We start from the raw sequence: 20,686 nt of genomic DNA on the forward strand, positions 1-20,686 counted from the left end.
GGACTCCGAGTGAGCCTCCCCACCGAGTCGTACCTGATCGGTCTGATCGGCGACGGCGTCGTCCCGTCCCTCACCCCGTCCATGCATGAACGCGAGGGCGCAGCGCATGGCCTGCTCTACCTCTACCGGCCGATCGACATCGCCGTCCTCGGACTTCCCGCCGCGAGCGTCGGCGACCTCGTGAGGGCCGCGCGGAACCTCGGCTACAACGGGCTCAACATCACCCACCCCTGCAAACAGCTCGTGATCGAGCACCTCGACGAGATTGATGACGACGCCGCTCGCCTCGGTGCCGTCAACACGGTCGTCATCCGTGAGGACGGGCGTACCGTGGGCCACAACACGGACTGGTCCGGCTTCCTGGGCGCGTTCCGAGCGGGTCTCCCCGGTGCGGCTCTCGGCCGCGTCGTGCAGCTCGGCGCGGGCGGTGCGGGCTCCGCCGTCGCCTACGCCCTGCTCACCGCCGGTGTCCAGCACCTCAGCATCGTCGACGTCGACGCAGCGCGCGCCGTCGACCGCGCCGCCGAGCTCGCGGCCATGTTCCCGGGCGCGTCCGTCGAGGGGCGCACGACGGCGGAGCTCGCCTCGCTGCTCAAGGCCGCGGACGGCGTCGTCCATTGCACCCCGACGGGGATGGCCGCGCACCCCGGGACACCCTTCGATACCTCGCTCCTCGAGCCGCGCCAGTGGGTCGCAGACATTGTGTACCGGCCCATCGAGACCCAGTTCGTGCGCGAGGCGCGGGCCCTCGGCTGCCGTGTGCTCGATGGCGGGCGCATGGCGGTGGGGCAAGCCGTCGACGCGTTCCGGATCTTCACCGGTCTCGAGCCGGACGCCGAGCGCATGAGGATGCACTTCCTTGAGCTCATCGACCGCGAGGAGCAGGCGGATCAGGGGGCTCGGGCGGTGGCTGGGGCCGAGGTGGGAGCACGCTGATGCGCACAGGGATTGCGACCGTGTGCCTCTCCGGGACGCTCGAGGAGAAGCTGCGGGCGGCGGCGAAGGCGGGGTTCGGAGGAGTCGAGATCTTCGAGGCGGACCTCGTGACCTCGTCGTTGAGCCCTGAGTCCGTCCGGTCCCTCGCCGAGGATCTGGGCCTCGGGCTGGACCTCTACCAGCCGTTCCGCGACTTCGACTCGGTGCCTGAGGAGCTGTACCGCGCGAATCTTCGCCGCGCCGAGGCCAAGTTCAAGCTCATGGATCGGCTGGGCATCGAGACGATCCTCGTGTGCAGCACGGTGGCCGCTGGAAGCGCAAAATACGCAGACGACGACGGCCTTCGGGCCGAGCAGCTTCACGGACTCGGGGAGCTCGCGGCGGACCATGGGGTGAAGGTTGCGTACGAGGCCCTCGCGTGGGGCACTTTCGTGAACGACTTCGAGCACGCCTGGCGGATCGTGGCCGACGCGGACCACCCGAACCTCGGCACCTGCCTCGACACGTTCCACATCCTCTCCCGAGCGTGGGACACCGAGCCGATCGAGCGGATCCCGGGGGAGAAGATCTTCTTCGTGCAGGTCGCGGATGCTCCCAAGCTCTCGATGGACGTTCTCAACTGGAGCCGCCACTACCGCGTTTTCCCCGGCGAGGGCCAGTTCGACCTGCCCAAATTCCTCGGCCATGTAGCACGGACGGGCTACAACGGGCCGGTCTCACTCGAGGTCTTCAACGATACGTTCCGGCAGGCCGATGTGGAGCGCACTGCAGTCGACGCCATGCGCTCCCTCATCTGGCTCGAGGAGCGGACGGCGAAGCATCTCGCCGCGCTAGCCGCAGAATCCGGGCCAGAGTCGGGCTCCGCCTCGGCCGCCGCTGCCCCGACGCCCGCTCAGCTCGCCGCGGCGTCGCGCGCCTATCCCATGTCGCTCACGACGCTCCCGCAGGTCGCACCGCCGTCGGGCATCAACTTCGCCGAGGTCAAGGCGGATGCCGCGGCAGCGGGCGGGGGCGAACTCGAGCGGCTTCTAGCGCAGCTGGGCTTTGAACCGCGGGGCGAGCACCGGACCAAGCCCGTGAGCCTCTGGACCCTCGGCGACGCGCGGATCATCCTCAACCGCCAGCAGGCCCGCGGCGTCGCCCCGGCGATCTCGGCGCTCGGCTTCGACGTCGAGAACTCCGTGACCGCCGTCGCCCGCGCCCTCCAGCTGAAGGCAGTCGCCGTCCCGCGCACGTCCCAGGCCAACGAGGAGGTGCTGCAGGCGGTCGAGGCGCCGGACGGCACTGAGGTGTTCCTCTGCCAGGACACGCTTTGGACCCAGGAATTCGGTTCGGGCTCACCTTCGGGTGGTGCCGCCGTCGCGCGGATCGACCACATCAACCTCGCGCAGCCGTGGCAGCACTACGACGAGGGCGTGCTGTTCTACTCGTCGGTGCTCGCGCTGAGCCCGCAGCCGTCGCAGGAGGTCTCGAGCCCGGCGGGGCTCGTGCGTTCCCAGGTCATGCAGACGGAGCTTGTGGAGGGGGAACGGGCTGTGCGTCTCGCTCTGAACCTCGCCCCGTGGGTGCAGGCCGACAGCGTGCGCGGCACCGTGGAAGACACCTTCCAGGAGCACATCGCGGTCGCCGTGCCGGATCTCGTGGCGACCGCCCGCGCGTGCCGGGCCCGGAAGCTGCCGTTCCTCGAGATCCCCGAGAACTACTACGAGGACCTCGACGCGCGGTTCGGGCTCGATCCCGAGTTCCTCGCGACCCTCCGCGAACTCGACCTCCTGTATGACCGGGACGAGAGGGGCGATTTCCTGCACTTCTACACCGCAACTGTGGGAAGCGTGTTCTTCGAGATGGTGCAGCGGATCGACGGCTACGACGGGTTCGGCGCGCCGAACGCCCCCGTCAGGCACGCTGTGCAGCATGCCGCGCGGCAGGCGAAGTAGGGGCCTGCTGTCTGGGCCGCGGGCTCTTGCGGGGGGCCGGCAACTGTCGCTGGGGACGCTAACGTGAGGTCGGGCCGGAATGAGGCGCGGACTTTGGGTCCACTTTGGGGGCGGCGGTCACGATATTGGGTGTTTCTGTTGTGGTACCTGCACCGAACATTTCAGCGTGCGGGGTATAGGTGTGCTGGGCTGGCTTGAGGCGTCGGGGGAGGCTTGCCCGAGTGGGCGACACGTTGCAGGGCCGGCTTAACGGGCAGTGCGATGTGCTTCGTGGATGTGCTCGATGACGTCTCGGATCTGGTGCAGTACGGGGTGTCGGTTGTGGTTTGGGGGTTGCTGGTGACCACGGGCGAACCGGAGGAAGCGCACGTTGAGGTCTTCGGCGATTTCCTCGTCGTGGTTGGTGTCGCCGATCATGAGCACGCGTCTGGGGTCGTGGCCTGAGGTTTCCAGCCAACCGGCGACGACGTCGGCTTTGGACGCAGCGTACGCGTCAGCGATGCCTAGGATGTGCGTGAAGTGCCCGGCGACGTTATGCGGAGCCAGCTGCTGCCGGAGGGTGCTCTCGATGGTGGCTGATATGAGGACCTGCTTGAGGCCCAAGCTGCTGATCGCAGCGAGGGTCGCGCGTGCTTCTGCCTGCAATTGTGCCTGGCCGATCTGGGCTGCGAACAGCTCGAGGTAGCGGGAGGCGGCCAGGCGGAAGTCGGCGTCGGTAATCCCAAGCCGTGCGTAGAAGCCCTTGATGGGGAAGGCGAAGGCGTTCCGGTACGCGTGCTGGTCCGACAGGACCGGCAGGCGGCGTTCTTCGAGGACGGCGTTCATCGCGGCTCGCGCGATGTCCACGTCGTCGAGCAGCGTCCCGTTCCAGTCCCAGCAGACGGCATCGACGGTGGGAGCGTTTGTGGGCATCACAACAGATCAGTCTTCCACAACGCGTTCTCCGGGGCCCCGCTGCCCCAGCCGTCGGCCTGCTGCCTCTGAAGGATGTCACGCCCGAGGTGAAGGCCAGCGTGGGCTGATCATGTTCCTGGCACCGCTGCTCGATCAGCTGCACGAGCGGGAAAGGCGTGGTTCGGAATGAGACGGCCTCGCTCCTCGCCCCGATCGTCAGCCCCCGCTGGGCTGCCAGGGAGCCGCTAGACGCCGAGACGTCCGAACGGCCTCCTCTACGAGCGCCGGGTCCACCATGACCGGCTCCCGGATGTCGGCGTCGACCATGGACTGGCCCATGAACGCGAAGAACTCCGTGTTCGACCCGCAGGTGATGCAGAATTCGTCGCGGATCTCGTGGACGATCGGCTGCTTCTTCGAGGCCATGGCGTCCTCCTCCTGGGGGACGGGGCACGGGCCCCTCTGCCCGCCGGCAGGGACCATGTGTGCGGAGCGCCCAGGTTCCGGTCCCCGCCTCCGCCGCATACAGAGCGCCCGTGGCGCAGCTACCGGTATAGGAGGACCGGCCGGCTCTGGAAGATCACCGGGATCTCATCACTGTTGGGCCCTCCACGGCACCTACGTGATCCCCACCGGGGCCGCGTCCGCCGCTGACAAGACGGGCGTGGCCAGACACGTTCGAGGAGGCCCCAGCATGGGCCCAGCCGTCAGCAGGACCAAGCCAACGGGCGCCGGCTGCCGCTGTCCGCTCCAGCTTGAAGCAGGGCGAAGGCGAACCCTGGCAGCCATCAGGGCGGCGAGCCATTGCACGCTCGCATCAGGCCTCCTCTTGGGTGGACCAGACGTCGTGTGACGATGTGCCCGCCGCCTGAAGCCGCAGTATCCAATGAGCCCGTTACTCGTCCTGAGGATATTCAGCATGTAACGGTTCCTGCGCACCATGGGCCTTGGCGAAAAGCAGAGAACGGCTGCATATTGTCTGCCGCGCGTGCATTGGCCTTTGACGTCAATGCAGCGAGTCGTCGGCAGAATACGGCGCCGGTATTCGTCAAGAACCGCAGGGAATCGACAGCGCGGACAATATAAACGAGACCCCTCTTTTTTTCATGGAGGCGCCACTTCGCTGAAGGCCAGCATCGGTACCCCAAACGGGTCCTTTGCCCCTAGTCGCGGGCTGGGCAAGTAGCCGAGTGCGTACCTGACGGGCGAAACCAAGTGTCGGTGCGGGAGAGCCGGGGTCCTTTTCAGGTATCGACCACTCGTGTCCGGCTCAATTCCACTGCATAGGGTCGGGTGCAAGACGCTCAGACCACCCGGTTGGACCATGAATTCCTGCCGGGAAATGCGGGTCTGCTGGAGGGTGTCTTGAAGACGAAGTCGGCGATTTGGCTGCCTGGGATTTTCGCCGGGCGGCTACAGCTCATCGCCTTTATCTGCTGGGTCTCGGGGTTTCAACATGCACAAATTCCCAAACGCTGGGAGGGTCACGGCTCTCACCGCGGCTTCGCCCGGCCGTCGTCAGTTCAATGCCGATGCGATAGGACGATTGGCGCGACTTCTTCGTTTCGCGGGGGTAGGGGCGAGTGGGCTTGGGGTGAACCTCGCTGCTTTGGCACTGCTTCTGGCGGCGCACTTGGATTCCCCGGTCATCGGCGGGAACGCCGTCAGCGCGGTCTTGGCCACACAGATCGCGGTCGCGTGGAATTTTGCCCTGACCGAGCGCTGGGTGTTCAAGGGGCATCCGGGTCATTGGGGGCGGCGGCTTCTGCCGTTCTGGGTGATCAGCTGCGCAACGCTGCTCGCCCAATTGCCGCTTGCTGCGGTGCTTCAGCCGCTGCTGGAGGGTTCCTACCTCCTGGCCACAGCAGCCGCTGTGTGCGCCCTTGTGACGACTCGTTTCGCCGTCTGTGATCTTTGGCTCTACCGCCGCCGCCCGGCCCCCGCAGGCGCGCATGCCTGCAGCCCAGACGGTCGGAGGGGAGTCTCCAAGTGAGCGTGTTGGTCTTATTCCTTGTGCTGGGTGCCGCCCTGCTGTTCGTGGTCTGCGGGGGAACTCTCTGGTGGATGCTCCACGCCTGGCGGACCCCAGAGAACTACGAGTCAACCAACTTCCCGGTGGACGATGTGCCGAATCGGTATTCCTTCTCGCTGATCGTTCCCTGCCGAGACGAACCGTACGAGGTCATGGCTGCGACCGTCCAGCGCCTCCTGGACCAGACCCATGGCCGAGTCGAGATCGTGGTCTCCGTGGGCGACGACGATCCGGACACAGCCGACCGGGCTTGGATCCTCGCCTCTCTTCATCCGCACCGGGTGAAGGTGTCGGTCAATGCCGACCCGGTCAAGAACAAGCCTCGTCAGCTCAATTCGGCGCTTCAGCTGTGCACGGGAGACATCGTCGGGATCATCGACGCAGAGTCGCTGACCGCTCCCGGGCTGCTGGCCCGAATCGACGCCACGTTCCAGTTCGCCCGCGCGGATGTCGTTCAGGGCGCAGTTCATCTGGTCAACTACCGCACCCGCTGGTTTACCCTCCGCAACTGCCTCGAGTACCGCATCTGGTTCCGATCGCGCCTGCACGGGCACGCAAACTCCGGCTTCATCCCCCTCGGCGGGAACACCGTCTTCGTGTGGCGCCATCTCCTCGAACAGGTGGGCGGCTGGGACGGCGACTGCCTCGCCGAGGACTGTGAGATCGGTGTGCGGCTCTCGGCCCTGGGCAAGCACGTCGTCTGCGTCTACGACCCCGTGCTCACAACGCTGGAAGAGGCGCCGACGACAGTCCAGGCCTTCGTCAAGCAGCGGACCCGCTGGAGTCTCGGATTCATGCAGGTACTCGCCAAGGGGGACTGGAAGAAGCTCCCCAGCTGGCATCGACGCCTGCACGGTTGGTGGACACTGGTCCAGCAGTACGCGATCGCACTCGCCGGCCTGCTCCTGCCCATCGCCTTCGTGACGGCAGTCGCCTGCTCCCTTCCCACCGGCATCGTGATGATCACTTACGCTCCGCTCATCCCGCTGATGCTCACCATGGTCTTCGAGGTCCTCGTGCTGCGCGAGTTCGGGCACGACATGAACTTCAAGATCGGACTGCGCGACTATGCGCTCCTGATCGTCTCGACTCCGTTCTACCAGGCTCTGGTCCTCTACTCCGCTGTGGCGGCCGCGGGCAGGTTCCAGCGTCGGAACTTCGCCTGGGACAAGACCCCCCACATGGGGACGCACTTGGGCCTGGCCGCCGACATCACCAACATCCGGGAGCAGGGTGCACAGGCGTGACGGCGATCCAGGAGAGCACTCGCAACACCCACCTGACCGGGACAGCAGCCCCTCCTCAGGTGATGACCCCCGGCGCTTCGCCGCGCTTCCGGCATCGCCTCCTGAATGCGGTGCCCCTCACCATCGTCCTCACGCTGGTGGCTGTCCTCTACGGGGTGAATCTGAGCGGATACCCGGAGTTCGTCAACGACGATGAGGGCACCTACTTCGCGCAGGCGTGGGCGGTGGCCAACGAGGGGGCCATGGCTCACTACACATACTGGTATGACCACCCACCCCTTGGGTGGATCCAGCTGGCGGTACTGCTCAAGCCGCTCCAGTGGATCTGGGGCGGCAATACCTTTCCCGTCGAGACCGCCGGCCGCGGCATGATGACGCTTGTCGCCATCTTCTCAGCGGCACTGATCTACAAGATCGCCCGTAACCTCGGAGTGCCCAGATCCGTTTCCCTCGTGACCCCGCTGGTCTGGGCGCTGTGTCCGTTGACGATCAACCTCGGTCGCCAGATCTTCCTGGACAACATCTCGATGGTCTGGCTGCTTGCCTCCTTCGCCCTGGTCACGGGAAAGCCAAAGCTCCAGTACCACGTGGCGGCCGGGGCCGCGTTCGGTGTTGCGGTCCTGAGCAAGGAGACGGCCGCCGTGGCCTTGCCCGCGGTCCTGACGGCTCTCTGGTCGTTCTCCTGGGCTCGAACCCGCGCCTTCTCGATCGCTGGGTTCCTGGGCACAGGGGCCTTCGTGGTCTCAGGATGGTTGCTGTTCGCGGCAATCAAGAACGAACTGCTCCCAGGACCCGGCCACGTTTCGCTCTGGGATGCCATCGTATGGCAGCTCCACGGCCGTGGCGGTGGAGGCTTCATATTCACCGAGGGCTCGGGCGCGAACGACCTGCTCATGGGATGGCTCGGCCAGGACCCGTATCTGGTCATAGCAGGGATGCTGATGAGCGTCGTGGGGCTGTTCCTGGGACGGTTGCGCGGCATCGCACTGGTTCCGGTGATGTACCTCGTCGTGGCGCTGCGTGGGGGCTAACATCCCCGGGATGTACATCATCACCCCGCTGCCTTTCTTCGCATTGACCATCGTCTACCTCACATGGAGGTTATGGCATGCAGCGAGTCTTCGAGCCCCTGCGATCAGGTGGACGGCTCGTGCCGTCATCGCAGCCCTGGTCTCCGCCTCCCTCGTCGTCATCACTCCGTCCTGGGCGCCCGTATCGGCTAACGCCCTGACCGAGAACCAGAACGTCCCCTACGAGGAGGCCCTCGCCTACGTCGACGCCCATCTGCCTCGGAACACCACCGTTCTCACCGACGACGACTCGTGGAACGACCTGGTGAAGATGGGGTGGAGCGCCAACGGCTGGTCCGGGCCGATCTGGCACTTCAAGCTCGACCGAGACCCCATAGCCCAGACGGAGAACCTTCCCGGCAGCTGGAAGGACGTCGACTACATTCTCCTGAGCCGTCCCATGGAAGTGTTCGTCGGCACCCCGATCCTGAGTCAGAAGGAGGCTCCCCTCGCATACGCCGCACTCTCTCACAGCGAACTCGTCAAAGCATGGGGCCCCGTCGGACTTCAGGTTCGCCTGCTGAAGGTGAACCCCGACATGAATCCCGTCGACCCCGAATGGATGCGCATGCACCCTGACCGGGCACCCACAGCCGCCATTTCGCCTTGACTGCAAATTACCTCGTGTTCGAGCGGGCTCCCGACAAAAGGTTCACGTTCGGCAGTGATGCCATCACGAACTCCTACACCAGATGGGGGAAGCCGAGGAAGTTGGTCGAGGCTAAGGCCGAGTTGAGCGAGGAGCAGAAGGGCCGCTATTTCAACCCGCCGTACACGGTCGGCAGTGCCATGATCTGGCCAGTCAGGAAAACCCACCGGCCCGCCCTGAACACCGCCAAGGGAATGAGACTACGGATCGCGGACCGTATCGACCTAACTCTGGAATGCATCCGGCGCCACTACGCTGGGGAGCCAGCCAGTCCCCTCGCCGACGTCATCAGCAACTACGCGGACTTCTTCAACCTCTTCTGCACGTTTGAGCAGTTCGTGGAGTTCTTCCACCTCCAGGATCTCGTAACGCCGGAGGGAAGGATCGCCTTCTTCCTAGAGGAGGATGAGAACTTCAGGCGCCCCGGCGTCCCGACCACAAAGGACGAGTACATCAGGGTTCGGGAAGCTTCGCTGAAGTTCATAACGCTGCGGGGCAACCGGATGGCCGACTGGGTCGAGAAGAACCATCCCGAGATTAAGGTCCGACGGCATTGAACAACAACGTTCCCACCAGCCCCTGACGATGTCGCGAGGACGAGGCGTATAGCCTCGGGACACTCAGGCGATCCACCCGCGGAGGATGCGGCAGCCCGACGTCGCATCCTGTCTAGACCTCGCCCAAAGGAGTTGCGGAAGCCGGAAAAGGACCCTGTGGATCCCAGCGGTAAAAGGCGTGGTCTCCGCCGGACCATCCAGCAGATACGGCGCCTCGCAGCGGTGCGAGAGGCGTGGAGACCGCTGCCGGCCGCCTCGGGACCATCCTGCCCTCGGGGACGTCTGCACTGGTGTTTCTGTGCTTGCGGATGGGCCGGACGGTCCCTACCCTCGTGACATCAGATGGGACCGGGATTCCGGAGGCCTGGGATGGTGCCAGAAGCCAGGACGGCCTGCACCCGCCAGATGGACGCGCTCAACGGTGCGGGGTGCCGATGATGGAACCTGCCGCACGGCTCGCAGCAGAGCTAGCCGGACTCGCCGACCGAGACGAGTACCTGGGCGCGGCGAGCGAGATGCTGATGAAGCTCTTCCCCTCGGACCACGTCGTCTACAACATCCTCGACGCCCGCTCGCCCTCCGCACGGGTTCTGAGCTTCCCGGAGTACGAGGACGGCAATCTCTCGGAAGCCTTCCTCTCTGTCTGCGACGACCACCCGATCATCCTGAGCTACCTGGGCGACACCACCCCTGGTCTGTGGGCGCCGAGGCGGCTGAGCGACCTCGTCACCGACCTCGCCCTCTATCGGACACGCACCTACCGGGTGCTGCTCCGTCCCTACGGTGTCAACCGCAAGCTCGCCCTCATGACGGCAGACCCGTCCTCCGGCGTGGGAAGCGCATGGGGCATGAACCGCTTCGACTGGGACTACACGGACAGGGAACTGGAGCTCGCCCAGCACATCCAGCCGATGCTGCGCCTGCTGGAAGCTGCCTTCCCGGCGGGAGGCCCGGGAGGGCGGCCGCGGAACAGGGCCGAGGACTTCTCCCTCACGCCGCGGGAACAGCAGGTCCTAGACCTGTTGGGGAAGGGGCTCAGCGGCATCTCGATCGGCTGGCTGCTGGGCATCAGCCCGAGGACGGTGGCGAAGCATCTGGAGAACGCCTACGCCAAGCTCGGCTGCACGAACAGGCTCGATGCGCTGCGCCTCCTCGATGGCCGATGGCGGGCTACGTATTTTTGCGTATTCTCCAGCCGATTCCCGCGAGGATATAAAGGACATGGGGCCGCAGCGGTCCGGGCGAGTAGCGGCGCACGGGCCGCGGGCCGCGCCCCACGCGCATCCTCGACCTAGAGGCATGCCGGGCGAGCCTGCCGGAAAGAGGGGGATCCGTGCGCACGCATCCTGTAGCCGGCCCTCTGAGGCACCGTCCCGTCAGCACGCTCTACATCCCAGCGCACCGCCCTGCTGCCGCCCGCCATGCGCCCCCGGCCCATCGGGCGGGGGAGACGGGGAGGGACGATCGGCACTGGGCGCCGGCCGTAGCCGTCTGCGCACTTGCTGGAGTCCTGGCGGCCGCCCTCCTCGGCGCTGCGCCCGAGGCATCCACCGGGGAGGGCCCGGCCAGCGTCCCGTGGCGGGCGGCCACACCGGCGGGGCTGCTCTCCACAGCAGGGGTGCAAGCCCACCGCTCCGTGCTCGCTGATGGCACTGGGCCGCTGGTGCAGCCGCTCGCCAGCACACCGCTCGTGCTGCCCGTCCCGCACTTCATCCATCTGCCGTACCGGCAGAGGTGACGCCTCGTGCTGGCCAGCCGTCGCGGCTAGCCAGGTCACGGATCCGATCCGCTTCCTGAAGGTCTCGGCGAAGTCCTGCGCGGGCCGCTGCCGGCCGTGCCCGCGCTCGAGGCGAGCAGCAGCTGGTCATCCACGCCAGGCCTGTCAGGCCGCCACCGCCGAACACTACGGCGGTACTGCTCGACCCCGTAGGCTCTTCCGTCACGGCTCGAGGATCCGCTGGTACATGCGGTGGTCCTGCCATTCGCCGGCGATGCGCAGATACGCCTTCGCGAGCCCGTAGGGCTCGAAACCGTTTTTGGCCAGCACGCGCTGCGAGGGCATGTTGCGGGGGAGCGTGGCGGCCTCGATCCTGTGCAGGCCGAGGCCGTCCCGGGCGATCTCCAGCACAGCCGCGACCGCTTCGGTCATGATCCCGCGCCCTTGAACTCGTTCGGCGATCCAGTAGCCGAGGTGGGCGTTCTGGAAGGCGCCGCGGACGATGGAGGTCAGGGTCGCCTTGCCGACGATCGATTCGCCCTGGGCGAGGACGAGCGGCAGCTCGGTCCCGCGGACGAGCTCCCCGAGGGAGTGGGCGACGGCGTGCTTCTGGCCTTCCTCGGTGTAGTGCCCCTCGGGGCGCTGGGGTTCCCATGGCGCGAGGTGAGCGCCGTTCAGGGAGTAGGCATCGGCCAGCGGGCCAGCGTCCTCGGCGCGCAGGAGCCGCAGCACTGTCCCGCCGGCGAGGGTCCTTTCGGCCTCCATCGGCACAGCATAACTGCGAGGCTCAACTCGGCCCATGATCGGGCCGGAGGACTTTGGTGCTTCGCCCCTTGCCGCCACGCCGAGCGCCGGGAGTCCATGCGCGCCGCGCGCCGTCGCGCTGTCCCGTCAGCCGGTTGCTTCTCCCGGATCCTGCTTGCGGTGCTCGGTGAGGATCTTGGCGAGGGTGGCGAGGTCGGTGTGCACCTGCCGCTGGTACGCCTTCTCGATCAGCTTGTCGGCGATGCGTCCGAACACTCCGCCGAGGCCGGGGTCGGCTTATGCCCGGTAGGTCAGCCTTGCCCCGTCGCCCTCAACGGCGACCGTGGTGTCGATGGTGAAGCCGATCCTGCTGCCTTCAACGGTCTTGTCCACAGTCTTCGTGGGCCGGTCATGCTCCGTGAGTTCGACGGTCCAGGTCAGTATTCGAGGTGTCCGACGACGGCCGAGGGTGTCACGAGTAGGTGATGATGGTGGCCCCGTTGATGTCGGTCACTCGCCCGCCTTGGAAGTCCTGAGCAGTGCCGCCGGGGACGGGGTAGACGTCGGTGGTGGGGTAGCCGAGGCGGCCGCGTTCGAAGCCGGTGGACTGCCAGGCAGCGCGGATCGCACCGTACGACTCGTGTGTCCCGGCGGTCGGCGAGGAGACGATGGCTCCGCCCTGGTAGTTCTGGTACGAGCCGCCGTTGACCAGGCCGGTGACGATGTCGGTGCTCGGGTAGCCGAGGATGCCGCGCTCGAACCCGGTGGCCTGCCACTCAGTGCGGATCGGCCCGGTGGACTCGTGGGCTCCGGCGGCGGGGGAGGAGACGATGGCTCCGCCCTGGTAGTTCTGGTAGGAGCCGCCGTTGACGAGGCCGGTGACGATGTCGGTGCTCGGGTAGCCGAGGATGCCGCGCTCGAAGCCGGTGGCCTGCCATTCGGAGCGGATGGGCCCGGTGGACTCGTGGGCTCCGGCGGCGGGGGAGGAGACGATGGCTCCACCCTGGTAGTTCTGGTAGGAGCCGCCGTTGACGAGGCCGGTGACGATGTCGGTGCTCGGGTAGCCGAGGATGCCGCCCTCGAAGCCCGTGGCCTGCCATTCGGAGCGTATAGGCCCGGTCGACTCGTGGGCCCCGGTCGCGGGGGACCAGACGATGGCCCCGCCGTCGTAGTTCTGGTAGACGCCGCCGTCGCGCAGGCCGCCGACCTCGTCTGTGGAGGGGTAGCCCATGATGCCGTTCTCGAACCCGAGGGCGGCCCACTCACCGCGGATCGCCCCGTGGGAGACGAACAGGCTCCCGGAGGGCGCGGAGATGATCGCCCCGTACTGGTAGTTGCGGTAGTAGCCCCCATTGCGGATGGCGGTCACGGCGCCGGTGGCGGCTCCGAGGCCCCACTGGGCGGCCTTGGCGTCCATCTGCTGGGCTAGGGTAGCGGCCACGGTGATGGTCGCGGTGGAGGTGCTCGAGCCGTTGCCGTTGGTCGCGGTCAGGGTGGCGGTGTAGGTCCCGGGTTGGGTGTAGGTGTGCGACGGGTTCTGTGCCGTCGACGTCGTCCCGTCGCCGAAGTCCCAGGACCAGGACGTCGGGGAGCCGGCGGAGGTATCGGTGAAGGCCACGGACAGCGGCGCGGTACCGGAGGTGGGGCTGGCGGTGAAGGAGGCCGCCGGCGAGTTCCCATATGCCTCCCATCGGTCGGTGAAGGAGGTCCCGTCGGGGGAGAGGCCGCCGGGGGAGGCAAGGGTGCGCCCTGTGGAGTCCTGCATGGTGAGCGAGTCTGCCCCGCTCGCGGGCGTGTACTGGGGATTGCCCAAGGCATCCACGTCGTAGTAGGCGTGGGTGATGTCGACCTGCCCATAGTCGGCAAGGTCGGGGAAGGTGCCGTTGATGGTGGGCCGCTCGACGATCCACTCCGCCGAATTGCCCGGGGCGGGCGAGGCCTGGGAGCCGTTCACGCAGGTGTTCTGGGTGTAGTCGCACAGCGTGAAGTCCGCGGTTCCGTTGGCCCAGTACACGTGGGTCGCGACGTCGTCGCCGGCCTTGGGAACGAGGTTGTTGACCTGCATCTCGTTCTCCATTGGGTACAGCTCGAACCAGAAGTAGGTCGCCTGCCCGTTGGCCCCGGCGTCCTGCTCGGTGCCGTCCTGGATCAGCTCGTTGGTCGCGTCCATCCCGCCGATCCCGGGCCAGACGCTCGAGTAGGCGGGTTCGCTCCCGTTCCCCGTCACGGCCGGGACCGTCCACTCGGCCTGAGCGTAGTTCGGCGCGGGGGTCTGGGCTGCGTAGCCGGACCAGTTCGACGAGCTGTAGGCCGCCGACGAGTGGGCCGGGACCTTCGTGTGGTGCGAGGGGACCTGCGTGCAGTCCAACGTCGGCAGCCACTTCACGTGCCGGGCGGCCGCTTTGGCGAAGATAGGGGATCCGGCGGGAGCGCCGGCCTCGGCAGCCGTGAGGGTCCCGTCCGGCGAGGACGGGGAGGTCACAGTCATGTGCCCGCAGCTTGACGCGTCGTGCCTGAGGGCGGAGGGAACGGCGGCGTCGGCGCTGGGGCCGGCAGCCAGGTTCCCGACCGCCGCGAGGAGGGTGGCGGCAAGGGCGTACGTCCATCGGCATCTCACGCTTGACAAGACTAGTGTGACGCTTTTCGTAAGATCAATAGACATATTTGACATTGGGCTTTCTCGGATAGAGGGCTTGGGGTAGTCCACGGGGGTGCCCCGGCCTGAGAGGAGCACTGGCACCATCCGACGGGCGGATGGTGCCGGGAGGCCGTGGGTGAAAGCATCTCCGGCTCCTGCCCCGGCGATCTCGTCTCCGGACCGACACTACTGGCACCGACCTCTGGCGTGAGAAGTACGGCGGCATCCTTCCCGAGGACTTCTTCAGCGACGAGTTCGTTGGCCAGCGTCGAACGATGTGGACGAACAATCTGCGGTCGATCTCTCCAAGGTGGGACTTCCGCGTGGCCGAAGCTGATGGAGAAATGGTGGGTTTCGCGCTGGCCGGCCCGACTAGCGGCGAATCCCCAAGAGCGCGAGAACTCCACATGATCTATGTGTTGCGCGCACACCAGTGCACCGGCTTGGGGCAGCTGCAACCGTTTTTTCGTTCAGCGGGTGACGTAGGCGCGGAGGTAATCGGCGAGGCCGGGGATGGCGAATTCAACGCGGCCATAGCCGGCTGGTTCGATCAGCCCCGCGTCGATGAGGCGGGCTCGGTATTTTCCGACGAGACTCGGTCTTGCCCCCATCCTCCGGCCGATATCGCCGACCTCCGAGGCATCCTCGTCCTGGGACATCGCGATGAGGAAGTCCATATCGCGCGCCGTAGCGGTGGAGAGGGCGGCCTCGATCACGGTGCGCTCGTTTCGGCGCCGAGCGGCCGCGATGGCGCGCGAGACTGCGCCTTCGTCGAGATCCCCATTTCCGGCCTCGGCTTCCTGCCAGAGGCTGTACCCCACCAGTTGGATGAGGAAGGGGTAGCCTCCGGTGCCCTCGGCCGCAGCCCGCGCGAGCTCGGGTGAGAGACTGTGGCCCCCTTCGGCAAAGAGCCTCACGTAGGAGTCTGCGGTCTCTTCAATGGAGGCAGAGTGGAGGTCGATGCGATCGGCCCGGCGAAGGAAGGTGGCCACTCCCTCATTGAGCAGATCCGACACTGCGGCGGGGAGGCCCGCGAAGAGCAGAGCGATCGGGAGGCCGTCCCGGATGAAGTGCTGCACATTGGCCGCCAACGCCGCAATCTCGCCCCGGTCGGCCGCGTGGACCTCGTCGACCGTGATGGCGAGGCCAGTTCGGTGTTCGTCGAGAAGCCGCAGCAGCTGCTCGCCGGCATCCCGCCAGCTGACCTGTTCTTCGGGAGGAAGCTGGGTGGTCACGCCGAAGCCCGCGAGGCTGACTCCCGTGATCCGGCGCCCGATCGGGCCGTCCCCCAGCTCGTCAAGTCCGCGACGCATGGCCTCGCCGATTCGCGCCATGAATCCCGGCGTGGCGGTTTCCGAGATCACGAGCCAGCCCTGCTCCTGAGCCAAGTCCTCAGCTGCTCCGAGCATGACGGTCTTGCCAACACCACGTGCGCCGGTGAAGATCGTGAGGAGTCCGGGGGCTCCGGATCTGATCGTGAGGCCATAGGCGAATTCCCGCAGCAGCCCCTCACGACTCACCACGATGGGCGGCGTCGCTCCTGCGGTAGGACGGAAGGGATTCTGCATCGAGTCCTCCGGTGAATCTTGGTGAATCTGGTTAATCTGGTTAATCTTCGGCGAGTCTACGTCGGTTTCACTCTCCTCCGCCGGGTAACCACCTTCTACCTGGAGGCCAAGGAGTGGAGGATCCGTGAAATCCAAGCAGAGTGCCGTACTCGGAGTCGTGTGCGCGGGAGCGCTCGCCTTGGCAGGCTGCACCGGCGGGGGAGGGACGACGCCGACCCCGACGTCGTCGTCGTCCTCCAGCGCAGCGAGCACTCATGTCTACAGCGAATCCGAACTGCGGAATCTCATCTCAGGATTGAAGGATTCGGACGGCAACGCTCTGAACCTGTATTCCGGCGCGCAGGTGACGGCGGGCAAGGACCTCGGGAACCTTCTTCTCAGCACAGCCACGGTCGACCCCTCGGATTGCAAGTCGATTGCCACGGCGGGACTTGTGAACAGCGTCGACAACGGCTCCGTGGCCGTCGCCATCTCGGACAGCCAGAAGCCCCGCACGGTCTCGGCGCAGTCGGGCTCGCAAGGACCCGACGCTGAGCAGCTGGTTAGGGACATCCGCGGCAAGATGACCCAGTGCTCGACCTTCACGGTCTCCGCGGTGGGGCAGAAGGTGACGGTCTCGAGCAAGCAGCTTCAGGCCAAGACGAACGCGGACGAGACGTTCGGCACGGTCAGCACCAAGGGCGGGAATTCCTCCGACATGCTCATGCAGGTTTCGGGCGGTCAGGGCAGACTCCTGGTGGTCGCGACGAAGAGCGGTGGAAATCTCGGGGACACCGACCAGCAGGAACTCGAGGATCTCGTCAACAACGTTCTCCAGAAGGCCTCCTCGTCCGGCACTTCGGGAACTGCATCGCCGTCTGAAAGCCCGTCCGAAACCTCATCGGGCTCCGGCTCGGGTGGCCAGACCAGTGCCCCGACCGTCACCGAGACCGTGACGGCCACGCCGACGGACGGCACGCAGGGCTCGGGCGGAGCCACGCCGACGAGCACCACGGGCCACTAACGACGACGGGCCAATAGCCCCGGCTCGAGAAGGGGGAGTGGCCCCTACCTCCCCAGCATGATGGCAATGACCGTGGCTCCCGCCAAGGCGATGATCGACGTCGTCGTAGTCATCAAGAGCGACGCTGGTGCCGCCGTCGTGCTCCGGAGTGCCCAGCTGCGGTAAAGAACGCAGCCGGCAAGGACGGTAGTCGCGGCGGCGGCGACCGCGGCCGCGATCCCCAGGCCCAGGGCCGAGCCCTCGATGCGGCCGGCGTGGCGTGCGAGGGACGCGATCCACGAGCGCCAGATGAAGAAGTCCGAGACGAGGAGAGCCAAGAGCGTGCGCCGCCACGCGAGGGAGGTTCGCTCGGGCTGGAGCCCGGGATCGCGGGTCTCGTCGCCACCGTCCTGACGAGGGGTCACCGCACGAGCAGGATCAGGACGGCGACGACGGCGCCCGCCGCGGCCACGACGACGGTCATGGCGACCAAGAGCCAGGCGTGCGGGAGTTCCCGCTTGTTGCGCATGGCCTGCTCCTGAAGCGACCAGCGGCGGTACGCCTCTACCGCCAGAAGGGCGCCGATGACGGCGAGGACGAGGCACAGGACGATCCGCACCGGTGCCGGAGCGATCTGGGGAGTGAGCTGGTCGACGGCGATCGCACCGGCCAGAATGGCCATCGCCGTGCGGATCCACGCGAGGAAGGTGCGCTCGTTGGCCATCGAGAAGCGGTAGTCCGGCATCTCGCCTTCCCGGCGCCACTGCGGCTCCCTGAGCTTCACTGGGCTTCCCGAGGCTGGGCCGTGGTCGCGTCGATACGGAAGCCGTCGGGCATGCAGCAGTCGGGGGTGTGGGCGGATTCTGTGGCGGGATCCATGGTTCCTTCTGCTCCTCCTGTCGCGCCGTCACCTTTACACGGTGTAGGTGACGGCGCAAGGGGGGTGGACCCTGCCGAGGTGACGGGGCGAAGGGGGTGGACCCTGCGGAGGTGACGGGGCGAGGGGGGTGGACCCTGCGGAGGTGACGGGGCGAGGGGGGTGGACCCTGCGGAGGTGACGGGGCGAGGGGGGTGGACCCTGCGGAGGTGACGGGGCGAGGGGGGTGGACCCTGCGGAGGTGACGGGGCGAGGGGGGTGGACCCTGCGGAGGTGACGGGGCGAGGGGGGTGGACCCTGCGGAGGTGACGGGGCGAGGGGTTCAGAGCATCCCGGTGACCGCCTGCAGCCCGAGGCTCGCGAGCCCGACGGCGACCCAGAGCGCGCCGCCGAGCAGGAGTGGGCGCGCCCCGGCCTTGCGCATCTCCGCGATCCGGAGGTTGAGGCCGATGCCCGCGAGCGCGACCGTGACGAGGAACGTCCCGAGGGCCGAAAGCCCCGGGTGCCAGGAGGCCGGTACCGCGCCGACGGTGTCGAGGGCGGCGGCGAGGACGAACCCGACGATGAAGGCCGGGACCATTCGCCGCCAGGGCAGGCGGGAACGGGAGAGGCCTTCTGCGGCGCGTTGGCGTTTGGTCCGGAGGGCGACGAGGGCCATGACGATCGGGATGATCATGAGCGAGCGGGTGAGCTTGACGACGATGGCGTACGACGACGCGCCGCCGCCGTAGCTCTCGGCCGCCGCGACCACGGAGGAGGTGTCGTTGACCGCGGTCCCCGCCCACAGGCCGAACGAGTGGGCGCCGAGGCCGAGGAGGTGGCCGATTGGGGGGAACAGGAGGACCGCCGCGATGTTGAACGTGAAGATCGTCCCGATGGCGTAGGCGACGTCGGAATCCTTGGGCTTGAGGGCCGCGGAGGCGGCGGCGATCGCCGACGCGCCGCAGATGCCCGTACCCACGCCGATGAGGGTGCGCGTGTCCGCATCGAGCCCCAGCGCCCGGCCCACGAGGGCCGCACCCCCGAGCGCGACGGCGAGGGTTCCCAGCATGACCGGCAGCGAGGTGGCACCCACCTGGGCGACTTCCCCGAGCGAGAGCCCGGTGCCGAGAACCACGATCGAGGCTTGCAGGACGAACGTGCCCGCGGTGCGGTAGCCCGCCGTCATCGGCTGCGCTCGCAGGGGCCGGATCCCGGCCGCGGCGACCACCCCGAGAAGGATCCCGAACACGGGGCCTCCGATGAGGGGAACGAGCTGGCCGAGGAGCGCAGCCACACAGGCGACGACGACGGCGACCGCGAGTCCCGGGAGGGCCCCCACCAAGGCTGCGGAGCGGTGTGAGCGGGGTGTTTCGCGGGGAACAGGCGCCGTCTCCGATTTGAGTCCTTCGTCAGATTTCCCCATGGAATCAACTCTCCGCTCATGCGGCGAAGGCCAGTAGAGGGCAATTCGGCATGAGGCCATGCGCTGGTGATATGGGTTGCGGCCGCGGATTGTGGGTACTGCTCGACTGGGGGAGGTCTGGCTGGTTGGGTCTGCAGGGAGGAAGCGGGTGAGTGGAGGCAGGAAGGCCAGCGGCCGCAAGCATCCCGTGGCCGCTCTTGCCCTCGGCGTGCTGGCCGGCATCGGCGGGTTCCTCGACACGGGCGGCGTGATCACCGCCGTCTCGGCCGGGGCTCGGTTCCAGTTCGCGCTCCTGTGGACGGTCGTGCTGGGCCTCGTCGGCTTCTCGGTCTACGCGGAGATGTCGGGCCGCTTGGCGATCTCCTCGGCCCAGCCCACGTACGAGGTGATCCGTACGCGATTGGGCCCGCGGCTCGGCGCCGTCCCGCTGATCGCCAACGTCGTCGTGCACGTGCTGGTCCTCGCGGTGGATCTCGTCGGGATGTCGCTCGCGCTGGAACTGCTCACCGGCATCGGGTACAGAGTCTGGTTGCCCGCGGTGGCGGTCGCGCTCGCGCTGGCCCTGTGGATCTTCAACTTCAGCAGAGTCGATACCGGGGCGGCCCTGGCCGGGCTGACCATGCTCGTCATGATCCCGGCGAGCGTCGCCCTGTCCCCGAACTGGGGAAAGGTCGCGGCCGCCGTCGTGCATCCGAACATCGCCCCGTCCTATTCGATCCCGGGCTACTTGTTTGCGACCGCGTCTCTGCTCGGCTCGTTCATGACCCCCTACCAGTTCGACTTCTACTCCTCGGGCGCAATTGAGGAGGGCTGGACCGGCAAGGACCTCGGGCGGAACCGTGTTGTGGCCGTCGTGGGAACACTCTTCGGCGCGGTCATGACGATGGCCGTCATGATCGCCGGGGCGAAGGCCTTATACCCCTACGGACAGCCAGTGGATTCGATCCGGGCCGCGGCGCAGCCGGCTCAGGCAGCGTTCGGCGAGTTCGGCTTCGTCGTCTTCGTGATCGGCGTCTTCGCTGTCTCGGTGGCCGCCTCGGTGGAACTGTGCCTCTCGGGCGGGTACGGCGTCGCCCAGTATTACGGGTGGGACTGGGGGAAGAGCGCCCCCGCCCGCGGTGCCCCCGCCTTCAACCTCGTGTTCCTGGCGATGATTGCGCTCGCCATGGTCATCGACCTGACGGGGGTGGACCCCATCAAGTTCACCGTCATCACGATGGCCTTCGGCTCCGCGGCCCTTCCCTTCACGTTCGGGCCGCTGCTCCTCCTCGCCAACGACTCCCAGTTCGTCGGCAAGCAGCGGAACTCACTGCCGGTCAACATCGTGGCGAGCATTGTCCTGGCGGTGCTCGTGCTCACGACCCTTGCAACAATCCCCCTTCTGGTGATTACTGGTGGCAACTTCTAGGCGCGCGAGCCCGCAGGAGGCGGGG

20 protein-coding genes and 1 pseudogene are annotated in these 20,686 nt (G+C 67.1%); 12 read left to right on the forward strand and 9 right to left on the reverse strand.

Features of this window, described 5'->3' with window-relative positions; genetic code table 11:
• Positions 1–9 precede the first annotated feature (9 nt).
• Positions 10–936, forward strand: a complete 927-nt coding sequence (locus tag L0M17_RS01225) for a shikimate dehydrogenase (protein WP_241050495.1) — start codon at positions 10–12, stop codon at positions 934–936.
• The gene (locus L0M17_RS01230; RefSeq protein ID WP_241050497.1) at positions 936–2,873 is read left to right on the forward strand and encodes a bifunctional sugar phosphate isomerase/epimerase/4-hydroxyphenylpyruvate dioxygenase family protein; all 1,938 of its coding nucleotides are present in this window, start codon (positions 936–938) and stop codon (positions 2,871–2,873) included. Before L0M17_RS01225 ends, L0M17_RS01230 begins: the two co-directional genes overlap by 1 nt.
• Positions 2,874–3,119: 246 nt before the next feature.
• On the opposite strand, the gene L0M17_RS01235 is transcribed toward L0M17_RS01230, so the two are convergent.
• Both L0M17_RS01235 and L0M17_RS01240 read right to left on the reverse strand, forming a co-directional pair.
• Entirely contained in the window at positions 3,120–3,785 is a 666-nt protein-coding gene (locus L0M17_RS01235) for an HAD family hydrolase (RefSeq protein ID WP_241056271.1), read from the reverse strand.
• A 198-nt stretch (positions 3,786–3,983) separates the two neighbouring features.
• Positions 3,984–4,193 carry a hypothetical protein gene (locus tag L0M17_RS01240; protein WP_241050499.1) on the reverse strand — a complete coding sequence of 70 codons (210 nt, stop codon included), beginning with the start codon at positions 4,191–4,193 and terminating at the stop codon, positions 3,984–3,986.
• Positions 4,194–5,223: 1,030 nt separating this feature from the next.
• On the opposite strand from L0M17_RS01240, the gene L0M17_RS01245 reads away from it, so the two are divergent.
• The 7 genes from L0M17_RS01245 (at position 5,224) to L0M17_RS01275 (ending at position 11,060) form a co-directional block, all read left to right on the forward strand.
• Positions 5,224–5,760: a GtrA family protein gene (locus tag L0M17_RS01245; RefSeq protein ID WP_255731698.1), complete on the forward strand. Its 537-nt coding sequence runs from the start codon at positions 5,224–5,226 to the stop codon at positions 5,758–5,760.
• A complete protein-coding gene (locus L0M17_RS01250; protein WP_241050503.1) occupies positions 5,757–7,046 on the forward strand; it encodes a glycosyltransferase in 1,290 nt (429 codons plus the stop codon). Before L0M17_RS01245 ends, L0M17_RS01250 begins: the two co-directional genes overlap by 4 nt.
• Positions 7,043–8,077, forward strand: a complete 1,035-nt coding sequence (locus tag L0M17_RS01255) for an ArnT family glycosyltransferase (protein ID WP_241050505.1) — start codon at positions 7,043–7,045, stop codon at positions 8,075–8,077. The genes L0M17_RS01250 and L0M17_RS01255 overlap by 4 nt, the downstream gene beginning before the upstream one ends.
• A 10-nt stretch (positions 8,078–8,087) precedes the next feature.
• Positions 8,088–8,726: an HFCD family protein gene (locus tag L0M17_RS01260; RefSeq protein WP_241050507.1), complete on the forward strand. Its 639-nt coding sequence runs from the start codon at positions 8,088–8,090 to the stop codon at positions 8,724–8,726.
• Positions 8,723–9,322 carry a DUF6994 family protein gene (locus L0M17_RS01265; RefSeq protein ID WP_241050509.1) on the forward strand — a complete coding sequence of 200 codons (600 nt, stop codon included), beginning with the start codon at positions 8,723–8,725 and terminating at the stop codon, positions 9,320–9,322. The genes L0M17_RS01260 and L0M17_RS01265 overlap by 4 nt, the downstream gene beginning before the upstream one ends.
• A gap of 434 nt (positions 9,323–9,756) precedes the next feature.
• A complete protein-coding gene (locus L0M17_RS01270) occupies positions 9,757–10,617 on the forward strand; it encodes a helix-turn-helix domain-containing protein (RefSeq protein ID WP_241050511.1) in 861 nt (286 codons plus the stop codon).
• Between the two features lie 38 nt (positions 10,618–10,655).
• Entirely contained in the window at positions 10,656–11,060 is a 405-nt protein-coding gene (locus tag L0M17_RS01275; RefSeq protein ID WP_241050513.1) for a hypothetical protein, read from the forward strand.
• 201 nt (positions 11,061–11,261) lie between these two features.
• Here the strand turns inward: L0M17_RS01275 and L0M17_RS01280 are convergent, their stop codons facing one another.
• The 3 genes from L0M17_RS01280 to L0M17_RS22510 form a co-directional block, all read right to left on the reverse strand.
• Positions 11,262–11,804: a GNAT family N-acetyltransferase gene (locus L0M17_RS01280; RefSeq protein ID WP_241050515.1), complete on the reverse strand. Its 543-nt coding sequence runs from the start codon at positions 11,802–11,804 to the stop codon at positions 11,262–11,264.
• Between the two features lie 126 nt (positions 11,805–11,930).
• Positions 11,931–12,059 (reverse strand): hypothetical protein, encoded by a 129-nt coding sequence (locus tag L0M17_RS22110; protein ID WP_255731699.1) that lies wholly within the window; start codon positions 12,057–12,059, stop codon positions 11,931–11,933.
• Positions 12,060–12,255: 196 nt separating this feature from the next.
• Positions 12,256–14,400, reverse strand: a complete 2,145-nt coding sequence (locus tag L0M17_RS22510; RefSeq protein WP_308196785.1) for a G1 family glutamic endopeptidase — start codon at positions 14,398–14,400, stop codon at positions 12,256–12,258.
• A gap of 296 nt (positions 14,401–14,696) precedes the next feature.
• Between L0M17_RS22510 and L0M17_RS22850 the strand changes: the two are divergent.
• A pseudogene (locus L0M17_RS22850) lies at positions 14,697–14,861 on the forward strand (GNAT family N-acetyltransferase); the annotation flags it as partial.
• A 30-nt stretch (positions 14,862–14,891) separates the two neighbouring features.
• Here the strand turns inward: L0M17_RS22850 and L0M17_RS01295 are convergent.
• On the reverse strand, positions 14,892–15,989 hold the full coding sequence (locus L0M17_RS01295; protein ID WP_241050517.1) for an ATP-binding protein: 1,098 nt from the start codon (positions 15,987–15,989) through the stop codon (positions 14,892–14,894).
• 124 nt (positions 15,990–16,113) lie between these two features.
• On the opposite strand from L0M17_RS01295, the gene L0M17_RS01300 reads away from it, so the two are divergent.
• Positions 16,114–16,992 carry a hypothetical protein gene (locus L0M17_RS01300; RefSeq protein ID WP_241050519.1) on the forward strand — a complete coding sequence of 293 codons (879 nt, stop codon included), beginning with the start codon at positions 16,114–16,116 and terminating at the stop codon, positions 16,990–16,992.
• 44 nt (positions 16,993–17,036) lie between these two features.
• Here L0M17_RS01300 and L0M17_RS01305 read toward each other — a convergent pair whose 3' ends face one another.
• The 3 genes from L0M17_RS01305 to L0M17_RS01315 all read right to left on the reverse strand — a co-directional run bounded on the left by L0M17_RS01305 (position 17,037) and on the right by L0M17_RS01315 (position 19,253).
• Positions 17,037–17,396, reverse strand: coding sequence for a DUF202 domain-containing protein (locus L0M17_RS01305; protein ID WP_241050521.1), 360 nt, complete (start codon positions 17,394–17,396; stop codon positions 17,037–17,039).
• Positions 17,393–17,755, reverse strand: coding sequence for a YidH family protein (locus L0M17_RS01310; RefSeq protein WP_241050523.1), 363 nt, complete (start codon positions 17,753–17,755; stop codon positions 17,393–17,395). The genes L0M17_RS01305 and L0M17_RS01310 overlap by 4 nt, the downstream gene beginning before the upstream one ends.
• Positions 17,756–18,170: 415 nt before the next feature.
• Positions 18,171–19,253: a YeiH family protein gene (locus L0M17_RS01315; RefSeq protein ID WP_241050524.1), complete on the reverse strand. Its 1,083-nt coding sequence runs from the start codon at positions 19,251–19,253 to the stop codon at positions 18,171–18,173.
• Between the two features lie 148 nt (positions 19,254–19,401).
• On the opposite strand from L0M17_RS01315, the gene L0M17_RS01320 reads away from it, so the two are divergent.
• Positions 19,402–20,661: an NRAMP family divalent metal transporter gene (locus L0M17_RS01320; protein ID WP_241050525.1), complete on the forward strand. Its 1,260-nt coding sequence runs from the start codon at positions 19,402–19,404 to the stop codon at positions 20,659–20,661.
• The last annotated feature ends 25 nt before the right edge of the window (positions 20,662–20,686 follow it).

Origin of the sequence: Sinomonas terrae (genome assembly GCF_022539255.1) — a bacterium.
In the GTDB taxonomy this organism is placed as follows: Bacteria; Actinomycetota; Actinomycetes; order Actinomycetales; family Micrococcaceae; genus Sinomonas; species Sinomonas terrae.